This is a genomic window from Nocardia tengchongensis (genome assembly GCF_054781395.1).
On record NZ_BAAGUM010000015.1, the window covers coordinates 370322 to 386537 of the forward strand.

At 68.5% G+C, this 16216-nt stretch carries 17 protein-coding genes; 8 read left to right on the forward strand and 9 right to left on the reverse strand.

The window, feature by feature from the left end:
- Positions 1-27 precede the first annotated feature (27 nt).
- Positions 28-1050, reverse strand: coding sequence for an LURP-one-related family protein (locus ACYVKL_RS28205; RefSeq protein WP_379166160.1), 1023 nt, complete (start codon positions 1048-1050; stop codon positions 28-30).
- Between the two features lie 181 nt (positions 1051-1231).
- Here ACYVKL_RS28205 and ACYVKL_RS28210 point away from each other — a divergent pair, with 181 nt between their 5' ends.
- The 3 genes from ACYVKL_RS28210 (at position 1232) to ACYVKL_RS28220 (ending at position 4474) form a co-directional block, all read left to right on the forward strand.
- Positions 1232-2449, forward strand: coding sequence for a hypothetical protein (locus tag ACYVKL_RS28210; protein ID WP_379166161.1), 1218 nt, complete (start codon positions 1232-1234; stop codon positions 2447-2449).
- Between the two features lie 119 nt (positions 2450-2568).
- Positions 2569-3918, forward strand: coding sequence for a M20/M25/M40 family metallo-hydrolase (locus ACYVKL_RS28215; protein ID WP_213555383.1), 1350 nt, complete (start codon positions 2569-2571; stop codon positions 3916-3918).
- A 19-nt stretch (positions 3919-3937) separates the two neighbouring features.
- Positions 3938-4474 (forward strand): YbhB/YbcL family Raf kinase inhibitor-like protein, encoded by a 537-nt coding sequence (locus ACYVKL_RS28220; protein ID WP_357196775.1) that lies wholly within the window; start codon positions 3938-3940, stop codon positions 4472-4474.
- 67 nt (positions 4475-4541) lie between these two features.
- On the opposite strand, the gene ACYVKL_RS28225 is transcribed toward ACYVKL_RS28220, so the two are convergent.
- The gene (locus ACYVKL_RS28225) at positions 4542-5093 is read right to left on the reverse strand and encodes a TetR/AcrR family transcriptional regulator (RefSeq protein WP_379166162.1); all 552 of its coding nucleotides are present in this window, start codon (positions 5091-5093) and stop codon (positions 4542-4544) included.
- 130 nt (positions 5094-5223) lie between these two features.
- On the opposite strand from ACYVKL_RS28225, the gene ACYVKL_RS28230 reads away from it, so the two are divergent.
- A complete protein-coding gene (locus tag ACYVKL_RS28230) occupies positions 5224-6528 on the forward strand; it encodes a phthiocerol/phthiodiolone dimycocerosyl transferase family protein (protein WP_379166163.1) in 1305 nt (434 codons plus the stop codon).
- Between the two features lie 62 nt (positions 6529-6590).
- Here the strand turns inward: ACYVKL_RS28230 and ACYVKL_RS28235 are convergent, their stop codons facing one another.
- The 4 genes from ACYVKL_RS28235 to ACYVKL_RS28250 all read right to left on the reverse strand — a co-directional run bounded on the left by ACYVKL_RS28235 (position 6591) and on the right by ACYVKL_RS28250 (position 11984).
- Complete coding sequence (locus tag ACYVKL_RS28235) at positions 6591-8420, reverse strand: AMP-dependent synthetase/ligase (protein ID WP_379166164.1); 1830 nt, start codon at positions 8418-8420, stop codon at positions 6591-6593.
- Positions 8421-8611: 191 nt separating this feature from the next.
- Positions 8612-9163, reverse strand: coding sequence for a GTP cyclohydrolase II (locus ACYVKL_RS28240; protein WP_379166165.1), 552 nt, complete (start codon positions 9161-9163; stop codon positions 8612-8614).
- 174 nt (positions 9164-9337) lie between these two features.
- Positions 9338-10327, reverse strand: a complete 990-nt coding sequence (locus tag ACYVKL_RS28245) for a GTP cyclohydrolase II (protein WP_379166166.1) — start codon at positions 10325-10327, stop codon at positions 9338-9340.
- 94 nt (positions 10328-10421) lie between these two features.
- The gene (locus ACYVKL_RS28250) at positions 10422-11984 is read right to left on the reverse strand and encodes a carbohydrate kinase family protein (protein WP_379166167.1); all 1563 of its coding nucleotides are present in this window, start codon (positions 11982-11984) and stop codon (positions 10422-10424) included.
- Positions 11985-12044: 60 nt separating this feature from the next.
- Between ACYVKL_RS28250 and ACYVKL_RS28255 the strand changes: the two genes are divergently transcribed.
- From ACYVKL_RS28255 to ACYVKL_RS28265, 3 genes are all read left to right on the forward strand, one after another.
- The gene (locus ACYVKL_RS28255) at positions 12045-12371 is read left to right on the forward strand and encodes a hypothetical protein (protein WP_379166168.1); all 327 of its coding nucleotides are present in this window, start codon (positions 12045-12047) and stop codon (positions 12369-12371) included.
- Entirely contained in the window at positions 12368-12655 is a 288-nt protein-coding gene (locus tag ACYVKL_RS28260; RefSeq protein ID WP_379166169.1) for a hypothetical protein, read from the forward strand. The genes ACYVKL_RS28255 and ACYVKL_RS28260 overlap by 4 nt, the downstream gene beginning before the upstream one ends.
- 140 nt (positions 12656-12795) lie before the next feature.
- On the forward strand, positions 12796-13209 hold the full coding sequence (locus ACYVKL_RS28265; protein ID WP_379166171.1) for a hypothetical protein: 414 nt from the start codon (positions 12796-12798) through the stop codon (positions 13207-13209).
- A gap of 27 nt (positions 13210-13236) precedes the next feature.
- Here ACYVKL_RS28265 and ACYVKL_RS28270 read toward each other — a convergent pair whose 3' ends face one another.
- Genes ACYVKL_RS28270 through ACYVKL_RS28280 form a run of 3 tightly spaced genes read right to left on the reverse strand, consistent with a single transcriptional unit; the run spans position 13237 to position 15605 of the window.
- Positions 13237-14316: a quinone-dependent dihydroorotate dehydrogenase gene (locus tag ACYVKL_RS28270; protein WP_379166693.1), complete on the reverse strand. Its 1080-nt coding sequence runs from the start codon at positions 14314-14316 to the stop codon at positions 13237-13239.
- 18 nt (positions 14317-14334) lie between these two features.
- Positions 14335-14601, reverse strand: coding sequence for a DUF5703 family protein (locus tag ACYVKL_RS28275; RefSeq protein WP_213555396.1), 267 nt, complete (start codon positions 14599-14601; stop codon positions 14335-14337).
- On the reverse strand, positions 14601-15605 hold the full coding sequence (locus ACYVKL_RS28280) for an NHL repeat-containing protein (RefSeq protein ID WP_379166172.1): 1005 nt from the start codon (positions 15603-15605) through the stop codon (positions 14601-14603). Before ACYVKL_RS28280 ends, ACYVKL_RS28275 begins: the two co-directional genes overlap by 1 nt.
- 239 nt (positions 15606-15844) lie before the next feature.
- On the opposite strand from ACYVKL_RS28280, the gene ACYVKL_RS28285 reads away from it, so the two are divergent.
- Complete coding sequence (locus ACYVKL_RS28285) at positions 15845-16201, forward strand: hypothetical protein (RefSeq protein WP_213555398.1); 357 nt, start codon at positions 15845-15847, stop codon at positions 16199-16201.
- Positions 16202-16216: the final 15 nt, after the last annotated feature.

The window sequence follows — 16216 nt, forward strand, 5'->3', positions numbered from 1 at the left end:
GCGTTGGCTTGCGCGCGGCTTGCGCGGTCAGTTCCAGCCGCGCTGGTCCTGCTTGAGGGCGGTGTCGATGGCCAGACCGGAGGCCACCACCATCGACAGCAGCGGCTGCGGGAGCTGGCGGTGGATCTGCACCACGTAGTTGTCGGCGGAGGTGAACATGGTCTTGAGCAGGCCCTCCCACGTCTTGGTGATGCGGGCGACCTCCTGACCGGTGTGGTCGTGGATGGCGAAGTTCCAGGCCCGCCAGTTCTCGGCGCGGATGCCGCCGATCTGCTGACCGTTGACCACGAAGGAGAAGTTGATCTTGCCGATCATGTTGTCCTGGATGATCTCCCCGATCGGCGCGCCATTGCCGTGCTCGAGCAGGAACTTCGACTTGAACACCTTGGCGGGGCGGGTGATGCGCATCAGGCACTGGCCGTGCGCGTCGCGGATCTCGAGCTTGTGGGTCATGAACTGGTCGTAGCTGGACAGGAAGCGCACGGCCTTCTTCAGCGCCGACTGCCCGACCTCGGCGACCGCGCCGATCTGGCGGCCGTGCTGATCGAAGACGCTGTACTCGTTGACCATTTCGATCAACTTGACCTTCTGGTTCACCACCAGCACCGGCTCGGTGAACACGGTGCCGCCGCCACCCTGGGCGGGCGCGACCCCGGCCTGCTGACGAACCTGGCGCTGGATGTCGCCGGGGTTGTTGGCGCTGCCGACCTCGATCTCCCACGGGCTGGCCTCGCTGCGCGGGGCGAACTGCTGAGGCTGCTGGGCATAACCCTGCTGCGGGTGCTGCGCGTATTGCTGCCCGCCCGCGCCCTGCTGAGCGAACTGCTGCTGGCCGTATTGCTGCTGGCCAGGCTGCTGCGACGCGAACCGCTGCTGCGGCTGGGACTGCTGCTGGGGCTGTTGCGACTGCTGCTGGGGCTGGGCGGGTTGCTGGGCGGGGGCCGCCGGCTGCTGTTGGGGCTGTGTGTGATTGGTCCACTGGCTGCCGTCCCACCAGCGCAGCACTGGGGATCCGGGACGCTCGGGATACCATCCCGCGGGTTGACTCATGGCCCGAATCCTAACGTCGTACAGGGACTCTGCACTTTTTGCACTTTTTGCCGGGTGGTCACCTCTATGATGGGCCCTCGACATCCGGGGGCCCAGCCCAGGCCATCCGGGGAAATGGGGAAAGCATGTCCGCCACAGTCGAATTCACGGGTTGCCACGCGCGCACGGTGCGGCCGCTCTTATGACCGAACTGGTGACGCGAGCCCAACTCATCCTGCTGGCCCGGACCCTGCACGTGCCGGTGGAACGGCTCGCCCACCTCGAACACCTCGGCCCGCACCGGCTGCACGAACTGCAGCAACGCATGGCGGGCAACCTCTTCGACCGGCACACCCCGGTCTTCGAACGCATCGCCAAGCTCGTCCCCATCATCCCGCTGGCCATCTCACTGCCGATCGTGCAGAAGCTGGTGCCGCCGACCATGACCGGGCGCGCGGCCGGCGCGATCGGCGTGCTGTATCCGGACAAGGCGATCGAAGCGCTACTGCGCCTGGACGTCTCCTACGCCGCGGACTGCGGACCGTACCTGGACCCGCGCACCGTCGGCCAGCTCACCGGCGACGCCCCGCCAGAACCGGTGGTGGCGATCCTCAACGAGCTGCTCGCGCGCCGCGACTACATCACCGCGGGACCGTTCCTGGCCTATGCGACACCCGAACTGATCCGGGCCGTCGAGGAAGGCGTACCCGACGACGAGGGACTGATCCGGTCGGCCGCCTACGCCTACTCGGCGGAATCGATCAGCGCGGTGATGCGGCAACTGCTCACCGGCGACGGGCAGCGGGTGCCGCGGATGCTGGACACGGTCATCCACGGCTCCAAGGAGTTACGGCTGGCCGCGCTGTCGGTGTTCGCGCGCTGCGCCCCCGACGTGATCGCCGCGGTCGGCGACATCCTCTTCGAGGTGGCCCCGCCCTCGGCGGTCGCCGACCTGCTCACCACCTTCCTCGCCGCCGACGCCACCGACGACATGCTGCGCTTCATCGGCCGGCTCAGCCCGCAGGCGCTGACCCGCCTGGCCCTCAACCCGGTGCTGCCCGAGCTCGCCGAGGCCCTCGTCGACGCCGTCGACGGCAGCAGCGACGTCGGGGTCTGGCGCGGGGTGCTCGAACCCCTGGCCCGCACCTCCGAGCAGGTGCGCCGCCGCGCCGGCGGGCGGCTGGCCCGGCTCGACCCGGCCACCGTGATCACGCTGCCCGCCCTGGCCCAGGCGGCGCGACTGTGGCCGCCGCTGCTGTGGGTGCTGGCCGCCACCGACGTCGACGTCCAGTCCCGGGTCGGGGAACTGTGGGCCACCGCCACCCGCCTCGACCCCGACGTGCTCGAACGCCGCATCACCGATCAGCGGCTCGATGCGATGCTGACCACCCTCACCACCACCCTGCGCATGCTGCGCTGACCGGGAAACCTTGCGCGACCACTGATTACAACCCCGGATCGCGCCCCGACCTGCGGCGCGCCGCACCCCGGCGGGCGGCGGGCCGACACGCGGGCCCGCGGAGGTGGTAGGACTGTGACGTGTCCGAAACCGCCGAAACCCACACCCCCCGTGCCGTGTCGGAAGTCGTGGACCTGGTCAGCGCGCTGATTCGGTTCGACACCTCCAATACCGGCGAACTGGAAACCACCAAGGGCGAGCGTGAATGCGCGCAGTGGGTGGCCGAGCAACTCGAGGCCGCCGGGTACGAGACCGAATACGTCGAATCCGGGGCGCCGGGCCGCGGCAACGTGTTCGCGCGGCTGCGGGGCGCGGACTCCTCGCGCGGCGCGCTGATGATGCACGGGCATCTGGACGTGGTGCCCGCCGAGGCCTCCGACTGGAGCGTGCACCCGTTCTCCGGGGCGGTCCGCGACGGCTACGTGTGGGGTCGCGGCGCCATCGACATGAAGGACATGGTCGGCATGATGCTGGCGGTGGCCCGCCAGTTCAAGATCGAGGGCACCGTCCCGCCGCGCGACATCGTGTGGGCGTTCGTCGCCGACGAGGAGAACGGTGGACGCTGGGGCAGCCAGTGGCTGGTCGAGCACCGCCCCGATCTGTTCGAGGGTGTCACCGAGGCCGTCGGCGAGGTCGGCGGGTTCTCGCTCACGGTTCCGCGGCCCGACGGCGAGGAACGCCGGCTGTACCTGGTGGAGACCGCCGAGAAGGGCCTGGGCTGGATGCGGTTGCGCGCCAAGGCCCGTGCCGGGCACGGCTCGTTCCTGCACGAGGACAACGCGGTGACGATCCTGTCGCAGGCGGTGGCGCGACTGGGCACCCACACCTTCCCGCTGGTGGTCTCCGATTCGGTGGCCGAATTCCTGGCCGCGGTCTCGGAGGAGTCGGGTCTCGAATTCGATCCCACCGCACCGGGAATCGAGGATCAGCTGGCCAAGCTGGGCACCATCGCCCGCATCATCGGCGCGACGCTGCGCGACACCGCCAACCCCACCATGCTGCAGGCCGGCTACAAGGCCAACGTGATCCCGCAGACCGCCGAGGCGGTCGTCGACTGCCGCGTGGTGCCCGGCCGCCAAGCCGAATTCGAGAAGGAGGTCGACGCGCTCATCGGCCCGGACGTGGAGCGCGAGTGGATCACCAAACTCGACTCCTACGAGACCACCTTCGACGGGCACCTCGTCGACGCCATGAACGACGCCATCCTGGCCCACGACCCGGCCGGGCGCACCGTGCCCTACATGCTCTCGGGCGGCACCGACGCGAAAGCCTTCGCCAAGCTGGGAATCCGCTGCTTCGGGTTCGCGCCGCTGCGACTGCCGCCGGAACTGGACTTCTCGGCCCTGTTCCACGGGGTCGACGAGCGGGTTCCGGTGGAGGCGCTCGAATTCGGCACCCGCGTGCTGGAACACTTCCTGTTGCACAGCTGACGATTCGAAAGGACTGCTCGTGCCCGACTATTCGTACAACCCGTACGCCGCGCTGCCGCAGCTGCCGGAATTCACCCTGACCTCCACCGACATCAGCGAAGGCAAGCCGCTGGCGCTCGATCAGGTCAGCGCGCTGGCCGGTGCGGGCGGCGCCGACATCTCCCCGCAGCTGAGCTGGTCCGGATTCCCCGCCGAGACCAAGAGTTTCACCGTCACCATGTACGACCCGGACGCGCCGACGGCCTCCGGCTTCTGGCACTGGGTCTTGGCCAACGTGCCGGTCACCACAACCAGCCTCGAGACCGGGCAGGCCAGCAAGGGCGGCTCGCTGCCGGCCGGGGCGCTGCACCTGCGCAATGACGCCGGGCTGCACGAGTACACGGGCGCGTTCCCGCCCGCCGGGCACGGCGCGCATCGGTATTTCGTCGTGGTGCACGCGGTAGGTGTGGAGCGGCTCGAGGTCGACGAGAATGCCTCGCCCGCCTACCTGGGCTTCAACCTGTTCATGAACGCCATCGGGCGCGCCACCCTGATCGGCACGCACGAGCAGAAGTAGGCGGTTCACGCCGAACCGACTGTGGCCCCGAGCGTTTCGCTCGGGGCCACAGTCATGTCCTGGGTCGCTACTCGGCGGCCGTGCGGTCGGCCAGGCCGCGCAGTCCGGCCGCGAGGTCTTCGGCGGCGGGCGCGTGCTCGGGGTCGATCAGGTATTGCACGAGCAGGCCCGCGATCAGGGTTTGCAGGACCGCGCCGACGGCCGGGTCGCCGCCGCCGAGGTCGGCCGACAGTCCCGCGCGCGCCTGTTCCTGTGCCGCACCGATTTCCGCGCGCAGGGTGGGGGAGTGCATGGCCTGGGCCATCGATTCGACATTGGCGGCCCAGATCACGCGGTCGCCGGTGAAGGAGTCGATCAGCCGCTGCCAGAAGGTGTTCAGGCGCGCGGACGCGTCGCCGGAGTCTGCGGCGGGCAACGAGTCGAGGATGTGGGAGACCGCGGCGGCGGTGGCCTCGAGCATGGCCTGGTTCAGCAGTCGATCGCGGGTGCCGAAGTGGTAGTTGATGGCCGCCAGGTTGGCTCCGGACGCGGCGACGATGTCGCGCACGGTGGTGCGGGCGTAGCCGCGCTCGGCCAGGCAGTGCTTGGCGGCGGCCAGCAGGTCTTCACGGGTTCCCACGCGGCACAGCCTAACAGCGGGGCGAACAACCGTTTGTGACGCGCGTTTCAAACAATTGTTTTGAACAGATGTGTGAAACGTGTGTATGGTCGGAGATGGCCGATCCATCACACGGAAGAACGAGCCCGACATGACTGCGCAACGACCGTTGTCTCCCTTCGAATCCGGATATTTCGCCGCCGATGCCCGCCTGGGCAGCGTGCCGATCGGCGGGATGCCGCTGTTCATCGGTTCCGCCGTGCGCGGCGAGGTCGACGCGGGCATCCTGCGGCGGGTGCTCACCGAACTCGCCGACGGGCACGTGCTGCTGCGCAGTCGCGTACACACCGTGGACGGGGTGGCGAGGTTCGCAGCCGAGGAACGCGTGACACCGCCGCTGTCGGTGCGCGCGGGCGGGGTGGACGAGTACTGGGATCTGGTGAACAGCCCGCAGGACTGGGACGCGGGACTGTTCCGGGCGGTGCTGCTGCGCGGCGCACGGGAGAGCCGGGTCGTGCTGGTCATCCATCACGGGATCAGCGACGGGCGCTCGGCGTTCGCGCTGCTCGAGGAGATGTGGCGGCGCTACACCGCGCACGCGGCGGGAACGGCACTGCCGCCGCACGATTCGGATCGAGAGCTGATCGGCGGGGTCGACGAGCTGCTGGCGCGGACCGTCACCGACGCGCAGGTCGACGGGTTCCTCGCGCAGCTGGGACAGGAGATCGCGGTGGCAGCGCCGCAGGACGCGCCGCGCACGCTGCCCCACGACGGCGACGGGATCGGCGACCCGGGCGGGCGACTGGCGTTGCGGCGCATCGAGTTGTCCCCGCGGCACACCGCCGAATTGGTCGATGTCGCTCGCGGGCGCGGGATCTCGGTCAACAGTGTGCTGGCCGGGGCGGCGCTGGCGGCGGTGCGTGGCGAGATCGCCGGGGACGGGCCGATCCCGCTGATGTGCGGGCACGCCGCAGACCTGCGGCCGGAAACGTCACCGCGACTGGCGGTATCGGCGATCCTGAATTGCGCTTCGGGTGCGGGGACTCCGGCACCGGTCGACAGGGACGCCGACCCGCTGGCGGTGGGCGCGGTCGTCGACGCGACGATGCGGGTCATGCTCGAGACCCGCTTCCCAGCGCTGTTCATGCGCGGCTCGCAGCGTCGCCTCGACCCGCAGTTGGCGGCGATGCTGTCGCAGCCCCCGGCGATCGCCTTGTCGAATATGGGCCGGCTGCCCGCGCATCCGATGCCGCGGAGTCTGGAGTTCGTGCGCGACGAGGTGTTCGCGATGGCGGCGGGCATGCCGCCGAAGATGACGATCTTCACCGTCGGCGGGCGGTTGACCGTGCAGGTCGAATACGACACCGCCGAGCACAGTCACACCCGCATGGGCCGGATCGCCGAGGCGATGAGCGACCGGCTCGCCCGCGTCATCCACGTCGCCGCCCGCGGCTGAGAACGGCTGTGGGCCTGGACGATACGTCCAGGCCCACATCGATTCCGGAGGTGAATCCGGGATCAGCTCATGTTGATCACGCCTTCGGGCGCCGGGGTCAGATACAGCGCGGCGATCTCGGTCGCGTACTTGGCCGCGATCGGGTTGCGCTTGAGCTTGAGGGTCGGGGTGAGTTCGTCACCGCCGGGCTCCCAGCCCAGGTCCAGGATGGTGAACCGCTTGATCTGCTCGACCCGGTTGAGCTTGGTGTTCGCGGCGGCGATCGCGGACTTGACCTCGGCGATGATCTCCGGGTGCGCGGCCAGGGTTTTCAGGTCCGCGTCGGGGATGCCGAGCGCCTTGGCCCGCACCACCGCGATATCGGGGTCCAGCACGATCAGCGCGGAGATGAACGGCTTGGCGTCACCGATCGCCACCACCTGACCGACCAGCGAGGACGCCGCCTTCACGGTGTTCTCGATATTGGTGGGAGACAGGTTCTTTCCCGCCTCGGTGATGATGAGTTCCTTCTTGCGGTCGACGATGCTGATGTAGCCGTCACCGTCGATGGTGGCCACGTCGCCGGTGTGCAGCCAGCCGTCGGAGTCGATGGCCTCGGCGGTCTTGTCGGGCATCTTGCGGTAGCCGTGGGTGACGATGCCGCCGCGCAGCAGCAGCTCCCCGTCCTCGGCCAGGCGCACCTCGACCCCGCGCAGCGGAATGCCGACGGTGCCCGGCTTGGGCTTGGCCAGCGGCGTGTAGGTGCCGACACCGCTGGTCTCGGACATACCCCACACCTCGGTGACGGTGAAGCCCAGGCCCAGCAGATATTCCAGGGTCTCGGGCGGGATCGCCGCGGCGCCGGAGGCGGCCACCCGCAGTTCGTCGAAGCCCAGCGCGTGCCGCAGCTTCGACAGCACCAGCGCGTCGGCCAGCTTGTGCTGTACATCGAGCAGGGCGCCGCGGCCGGTGCCGGCCAGGTCGGCGCGCGCGGCCTGCGCGCCCACCCCGATCGCCCAATTGGCGAGCGCCTTCTTCACCGGGCTGGCCTCGGTGGCGAGCTTGGCGTCGATGCCGGCCTTGATCTTCTGCCACACCCGCGGCACGCCGAAGAACGCGGTGGGGCGGGCGTCGGGCAGGGCGGCGGCGATCTCGCGCGGATCGGGCACGCACGTCATCTGGACGCCGGTGAACAGGTTGGCGCAGTGACCGGAAATGCGGTCGGCCACATGGGCGGCCGGCAGATACGACACCGAACGGTCGTCGAGGCCGACGGTCAGCGGGCCCTCGACCAGGCCCACGATCTGGGCGACCACATTGCGGTGGGTCAGCTCCACGCCCTTGGACGGGCCGGTGGTGCCGGAGGTGTAGATCAGCGTCGCCACATCGTCAGGACGCACGGCCTGCCAGGCGGCGTCGAAGTCGAAGTCGGCCAGCGGGGCGGCCTCGACCTCGGCCAAGGTCAGCGTGCCCGCCGCGGAACCCTCCACCAGCACAATGTGTTCCAGTTCCACGCCCGCGCCGCGCACCACGTCCAGGAACGCCGGTTCGGTGATCACCACCGCGTTCTCGGCATTGGTGAACAGGTGCGCGATCTGCTCGGGGGAGCTGGTGTTGTAGATCGAGAACGGCGTCGCCCCCAGGTGCAGCGCCGCGGTGTCGACCAGATTGAACTCCGGCCGATTGGTGAGCATGATCCCCACCGCGTCCCCGCGCCCCACCCCGAGTGCCGCCAACCCGGCGGCGATACTGCGCACCCGCTCCCCGTACTCACGCCAGGTGAACTGCCGCGTCCCGCCCACGGTCCGCAATGCCACCTGCCCCGGTCGCAGCGTCAAGGTTTCCTGAAATGCCTCCGGAATCGTGTGAACGGTCTTCCCAGATGCGTGCGCATACCCGATGTCAGTCGTCATAAGCCCTTTTCCCGATAGCCTCTCGCTTCACCGTCCACCCGCGCGTCCACCCGCGCGAACCTGAAGTCCGAGACCACGACCAACCCGATCACGCGATGGCCACGCGTCACCTGTGGCGCGGCTCACTCATCGTAACCAGACTTTCCCGACTGTGTCGCGGGCTACATCGGTCAGAGTGGTGACCGGAATTGTCAATTGGCCGGTGTCGACCCGGCGCCGATCCCCGCGTGACCCGGATACGCGGTGCGGCGCTTGGCCTTCGCCGCCATGTACTGCGCGGCGCGCTCGTTCTGCGGTTCGGTCACGAGCGGCACCGCCGTGACGGCCAGGCCCGCGCGCTCGACCGCAGCGACCTTGTCGAAGTTGTTGGTCATCAACCGGACCGACCGTAGACCCAACGCCGCCAGCGCGAACGCCGCGTGATCATAGGTACGCCTGTCGTCGGGATGCCCCAGCGCGCGATAGGCGTCGAAGGTATCGACCCCGGTTTCCTCGCCGATGTGCAACCCCATGGCCTTGACCTCGAGCCCCTCGCCGCGACCCTCCTGTTCGAGATAGAACAGGACCCCCTGGCCGCCTTCCTGCTGGATCAGGTCCATGGCCATGGCGAGTTCCGGCCCACAATCACAGTCCTGCGAGGCGAGGACATCGCCGTAGAGGCAACGCGAATGGATGCGTACCAGGCAGCCATCGACGGGCTCCCCGAAGATGAGCATGTGCCCGATGCCGGTCTCGTCACGCACTTCGGTCACCCGCACTCGCAACTCGCGCCCGTTGCGGAACAACGAATGTGCGGTTGCCTGAAGCTCTTTCACGCCTGACCACCTGCCGCCCTGCCTTCGGCAATTATGGCGGAGCGGTCGGGTTCCCACCCTCATCCAGACAAAACGGGCCGAATATCCATCTGGGCGAACGCCCTACCCCAATCGCAGGAACGCGAAGCGCGACGCCAGCCGCCCCTTGAGCAGCCGCCACCGAGCCGACCCGCGCTGGCCGATAACCAGACCCAGCATCGCGGCGACGCCGACGGCAGCGGCGACGAAGGCGCCGACGGGCACCTCACCCGTCGGCGACATGCGCTCCCAGACCGTCAGTATCGCCGAGCGCGCGAGGGAAGCCAGTACCGCGCAGCTGACCCCGAACACCATCAGCGCTCCGCCCTGTATCAGCCGATCCGCCCATTTGTAGGACTCCCAGGACGCCGGCAACACATGGCCTCGGTGTGCGCGCTTGGCCTCGAGATAGCGGTGGACGTGCCGGTTCTGCGGGAGGGTCCACAGCGAGGTCATCTCGACCTGTAATCCTGCCGCGCGCACGTCGTGGACCTTGTCCGGATTGTTGGTCAACAAGCGGATCCGGTCGATGCCCAGGTCTTTCAGCGCCTGCGCCGCGCCGGTGTAGCGCCGGGAATCGACCGGCAGTCCGAGCCGGCGATAGCTGTCGAAGGTGTCGGCGCCGTGGTCCTGGCTGTATTGGTAAGCGCGGGCCTTGTTGACCAATCCCGCTCCGCGGCCTTCCTGTTCCAGATAGATCAGAACCCCACGACCCTCCCGCTGGATCATGTCCAAGGCCAGGTTCAATTCGGGGCCGCAGTCGCAATCATCGGACCCCAGGGCGTCCCCGTACAGACACCTCGAGTGGATTCGAACCAAGCAGTTCGTCAATTGCGAGCTGTCACCGAAAATGAGCGCGTACCCCTGATTCACGCCGAGAGCGGCAACGCGCACGGTGATCGCGCGTCCCTTGCGAGTGATTCGATGCTCGGTATCGTGGTGATCATCGACAACCGGTGTGGCAACACACTTCTCATCAGACCGATCGGTCTCGATAACCGGTGCGCGCAACCGAGCCTCCCAGGGGTGAGGTCGAACGATTCCGACCCCATACGTGGGGGGACCGTGCCGCACGCACAGTGCGGCGCGGGGAAGCTTAATACGACTCCCGGCTCAACGCTGGTGTGTCCATTCACACCGGACCAGTGTGTCGCGTATATCCAGCAAATCACGGCGTCGACGTGCGCCCGACCATCGCGTCGATGCTCGGCTCGAAGGGCATACCGTCAGGAACACTCTCGACCGGATGCCGGCCGGACGCCCGTTGGATCATCGTCGCCATCGCCGCGGTCGCCCAGTCGAAGTCGCCGGTGTCGGCGGGACGGGCCTGCTTGACCAGTTTGCTGGTCAAGGCCGAGGAGAATGCCGAGGCAGCGCCGGCGACATTCGAGACCGAGGTACCGAATCGATCGACCTCGATGGCATCGAGACCCCTGCGGTGGACGATGCACTGCGATCGGTCGATCTGGCAGACGGTGCCGACCCCGTCGTTCACCAGGGCCTCGGCGACCGCATCGCCGGGCAGATCGGGGCGCAGCTTCTCCAGATCGTCGGAGGACCCGACCAGGTAGTCGATGCCCGACAAGTGCTCACGCATGTACGGCGTGAGCGGACGCGGCGGACTGACATTCACGATCACCCATGGCGACCCGGGGCCCGGCGACGAACCCTTCACCACGCCAACAATTTCCAGCACCTTCTCGATCACCTTGTCGGTTTGCTCGAAAGTCAGAACCACCGCCGCCGCACCGGTGATCGCGTGCCGGATCGGCGCGAGATCGAGGTCGGAGACGGTCAGCCGAGTCCGCCCCTTCGTGATCGCGATCGACGAGTAGTCGCCATCGGCCGGGGTCACCACGGTCGTCACCGGCGTCCGCATTCTCGGTTCGACCTTGATCAGACTGGTATCGACCTTCTCGCGGGTCAGATAGTCGAGAATCTCTCGGCCCTCACCGTCGTCGCCGATGGCCGCGAGCAGTCGGGCATCGAGCTCGAGACGAGCCAGCGCGACAGCCCGATTCAGGCCCTTGCCACCCGGGCGGCTGCCGGAATCTTCGCCCCACATCGAGGTTCCCGGCTGCGGGAAGTGCTCGACTTCGAGTATGTGATCGATGACGGCGTCGCCGATGATGGCGATCGCGCTCGGCGCACCGTCGTACGGATCCGACAGCGAGGTCAGCAGTTTCGCGAGCGCCTCGAAAGCGGGCAACTCGTATCTGCCACCGCGAACCGCCCGAGCCGACGGCGCGGCGGGGACATCCTGCGCGCCGAAGGCCTCGTGCAGCGTCCGCCAATGCCGCGCCAACGAGATGCGGCGCTTGGAGAGCACGGCGCCGTAGTGCATCGCCAGATCGACACCCGGCGGTCCGTTTCCCTGCAGCAGACCCAAGGCCAGTTCGGCATCGACGACGATGCGGTCGGTGACCGACAGCCGTCGAGCCAGGTGGCGGATCGTCTCGGGCAGGGCGGCTTCCGGCTTGATTCCCTCGACGAACGCGCACCGGCGAACCGCTGTGAGCTGCAGCAGAATTCGGGCATCGATCTCGCTCGCGGCGTTGAGCCCCTCGCTCAGACCCGCATTCTTCCTGACCTGCATCAGCTTTCCGCACACCGCGTCGGCGGCGTGGTCGGTGATCGCGATGGTGGACGCGAGCCCTGCTTCGGCGCTGTCTTTGCCCATTTGCTCTAAGGATACCGCCGAGAATTGTTTAGCGACCAGCGATTTCGGCAATATTCTGGAGGCAGCGGAAAATGCCAGAGCGGTTCGGAAAAATACCGGACACACTGGTGAATGCCACACACCGATGGTGATGAAGTGGAGGCCATCGTGATCTACCCCAGCGCGAGCTCGATCACCAGCAGCGTCACTGGCGAGTGCGCCGAACGGCTGCCGCGCCGCCCGGAACCCGCGTGGCGGCTCAGTTGGCGCAGGTCGCCGCTGCTGACACGCGAACAGGCGCTGCTGGCAATGGAACTCACCGAGATCCTGCGCAGCGCACCGATTCCCGCCGATCCGGCGTGGCAGCGGGCTCGGGACATCGGCGGGGAACTGGGCATCGATCTCGATGACGCCAGTGACACCTTGCGGGCACGGCGGCGTGAGAGGGGGGAGTTATGACCATCTACGCGACCGATGACTGGTCGATGACCAGTGACCGGACCGATGAGAACGCGGTGCGGGTCGCGGATCGGTGGATGCTGGCGTGGCGGTGCAGTTGGCTGCCGGATCGGCTCCTGACCCGGGCGCAAGCGCTGGCGGCTATGGTGCCGGCGGAGATCGTCGCGGCCGACCCGTATCCGCGACACGAAGCCGCGCAGGGGCGCATGATCAGCGCGGCGGGCGAGGTGGGGATCCCGGTGGAGCAGGCGGTGTTCCTGCTGATGCGGCGGCGCTCGGCATGAGAGTGGCCGGAAGCCGCGGTGCGAAATGAGCATTCGATGAGGGGATGGCAGGTCCCGGTGCGGCGATCAGCGGCGGCGGGCGAAACACGGTGCGCGCGCGGCGATCCCGCGACGCACACCGACGGCCCAGGGAGGTCCTTGTGACGATCGACATCACGACGCGGGCGATGACCAGCGACATCAGCCCCGAATACGCGCTGCGGGAGTACCGGCGCGGGCAGGCGGTGTGGCGGCTGAGCTGGCTGCCCGCCCACCACCTCACCCACGAGCAGGCCCACGCCGGAATGGAACTGGACGAGGTGCTCTCCGACCCTGCCGTCGTCTACGACGAGGCTGCGCAGCTGTGGGCCGCGGACCTGGCCACCCGGCTGGGTATCGGGGTCGAACGCGCGGTGATCCTGCTGGCGCAACGACTGGCCGAACGCCTGCACCGGGAGGAGTGGTCCGAGCAGGGAAGCGATGCGCCGACGGCGGCACTGTCGGTCTGGGGTAGGGGTGCCGCCGTCGGTCACGGCGCCGGGTCGGGCGCGCGGTCACAGCACCGGTGGCGATGACCGGACCCTGTTGCCGGTGAACCGGAGTCAGGCCTGCGAGCGGTGTTCGGCGCCGACGGCCTCGGACAGGTTGGTGTAGCCGTGTTCGCGGAGCTTGGCGGCCAGGCCCTGGTGGATGTGCTTGGGCCACAGGGGGCCGCCGTAGATGAAGCCGGTGTAGCCCTGCAGCAGGGAGGCTCCGGCGAGGATGCGGGTCCAGGCCTGGTCGGCGGTTTCGATGCCGCCGACGGAGATCAGGGCCAGTTTGTCGCCGACTCGGGCGTAGAGGCGGCGCAGGACCTCGAGGGAGCGGTCGGCGACCGGGGCGCCCGAGAGGCCGCCCGCGCCAATGGGTTCCACCTCGGCGGCCGGAGTGGCCAGGCCGTCGCGGCGGATGGTGGTGTTGGTGGCGACGATGCCGGCCAGGCCCAGTTCGACGGCGAGGTCGGCGACGGCGTCGATGTCCTCGTCGGACAGGTCGGGGGCGATCTTCACCAGGACCGGGACGGTGACGGTGTCGAGGACCGCCTGCAGGATCGGGCGCAGCGAGGTGACCGCTTGCAGGTCACGCAGACCGGGGGTGTTGGGGGAGCTGACGTTGACGACCATGAAATCGGCCAGCGGGCCCAGCAGTTTCGCCGAGATCGCGTAATCGGTGGCCGCGTCCTCGGGCTCGACGACCTTGGTCTTGCCGATGTTCGCGCCGATCGGCACGCCGCCGGGCAGGCGGTTCGCCAGATGCTCGGCGGCCGCGGCGGCACCGAAGTTGTTGAACCCCATACGGTTGATGAGCGCCCGGTCCGCGGGCAGGCGGAACAGCCGCGGCGCGGGATTGCCGGGCTGAGCCTGGGCGGTGACGGTGCCGATCTCGGCGTAACCGAAACCCAGCGGGCCCCACGCGTCGACGCCGTCGGCGTTCTTGTCGAAGCCGGCGGCCAGACCCAGCGGCGCGGGGAAATCCACGCCGAACACGCGGGTGCGCAGGATCGGATCGTCGGCCACCAGCAGCGCACCGGTGAGCTTGCGGCCCGGGGTGAACCGGGTCGCCAGCCGCATCGCGGCGAAAGCCAGATGGTGGATGCGTTCCGGCTGGAGCAGGAACATCGTCTTCAGCAGGAGGGCGTACAGGCGCTCATACATAGGGGGTTACATCACCGCCTCGGGTGTCGGGGATAGCAGGGGAGTGGTCTTGCGGCGGCGCAGTAACACGCGGCGGCTGCCGTCGGTGTAGGCGCGCACTCGCGAGAGTTCCCAGCCACCGAATTCGGCGTGAATGGACAGTCGCATGGTGGCGGTGACCCTGGTGATGCCGGGCGGCAGCCGCAGGGGCACGTACTCCCATTCGTCGCTGGATTCCTCCCAGCCTTCCGGTAATGTGCGCGATTGGTGCGCCGATCGTGAGGCCCGAGCCATCACTGCCCTCTCTTCCGCTGGTCCGCGCCGATCCGCTGCAGACCGTCACCGGTCGCGGATCCCACGAACAGGTCACCGGTGCGGGCATCGACGGTCGCCGAGTTGGGCTGGCGCACCGTCGGGTAGCGCCCCACCTCTACCGGTATACCCGTCGACAGCTCGTAACCGACGACTTCGTTACTGCCAGTCAGCGTCACCCACACGGTCTCGGACCGCTGATCGTAGGCGAGTGCGTAGGGCGAAGAGCCTACCGGGAAACGCTGGTGCAAGACCAACGGATCGGCGGTGTAGACCAGCAGTTCGGCGCCGTCGGTGTCGGTGACCAGGCGCCGGCCGAAGTGGTCGCCGATCATCATGGCCGCCCCGTCACCGGCCCGCAGGGCCAGACCGAGCTTGGCGGTGCCGTCGAGTTGCACGATTGCGGACTGGCGGCGGTCGAGCACCACGACCGAGCCGTCACGGGCATCGATGGCGTCGGCGGCCGACAGTCCCGTAATGGTGTGGCGCACAGCACCGTCCGCGTCCAGCAGCAGCACCCGGCCGTCGGCCAGGCCCGCCACCAGCGAGCCGTCGGTGTTCACCGCCACCGAATGCAGATCACCCTCGACGGACACGGTGGTGAGCGCGCCACTGGCGACATCGACGCGAACGATCTTGCCGGGCACCGCGATCAGCACCTCACCGGGCTTGCCCGCGACCAGGGCGGCCGCCTTGCCGGGCAGCGCGACCGAGCGGGTGACGCCCTTGTCGATGAGATGCAGCGTGGCGCCGGAGTCCACGACCGCGGCCAGGACGCCGGTGGTCGGTTCGTCGAGCAGCAGCGAGATCGGCGCGCTGGCGCTCACCTCACCGGCGGGAGTGGCCGCGGCGCTGGGAGCGACGGCCGGGGCGGCCGGTTCCCGGGTGGCGTTGCTCGCGTTGTCCGGCTGGCCCGAACACGCGGTCAGCAAGGTCACCGCTGTCACCCCCACGAGGGCCGACCGGATCCAACCGCGACGGCGCATGCAGCGAACTCCTTAACTGACCGAACTGACCGAACTGACCGACGAAAGTATGCGTGCACTCCAATCTGACCATGGTCCCTTGCCCGGCGGTGCGACCGGGGGTCCGCGCGGCGGTGTGGCGCGATCGCCGATCGTTGCATCGCGTGCCGATATGCATGATGTGACATGGTGATTCGGGGGCGGTGTCGGGGCGAGCGGTTACCGTGGAGAGCAAAAGCGGTCTGTATCAGGGAGATCTGTTGGTTGCCGACCAGACTTCGGGGTTCACCGTCGAGGACGTCACCGTCGGGCGCTACGCGCACGGCTTCGGTGTCACCGCCGACGGGCGTAGCTTCGCGTTCCGCACCCACCGTTCCACGCTCACGGTGGAGATCTACCGCCCCGGTGTCACGACCGCGGTGCCCGCGCCCGAGGATGTCGAGGCGGTCGCGGTGGCCCCGGTCACCGACATCGACCTCGATGACGAACGCAGCGTGGTGGCACTCGTGCGGGACCTGATCCCGCAGGCGACGGTCGTGCCCGCGGCTCAGCCGCGCGAGGCCACCACGGTGCGCGCGCTCCTGGGCCGGTTGGGCGCGGTCATCGACGGGCGGTGACTGGTAAAACCTTGC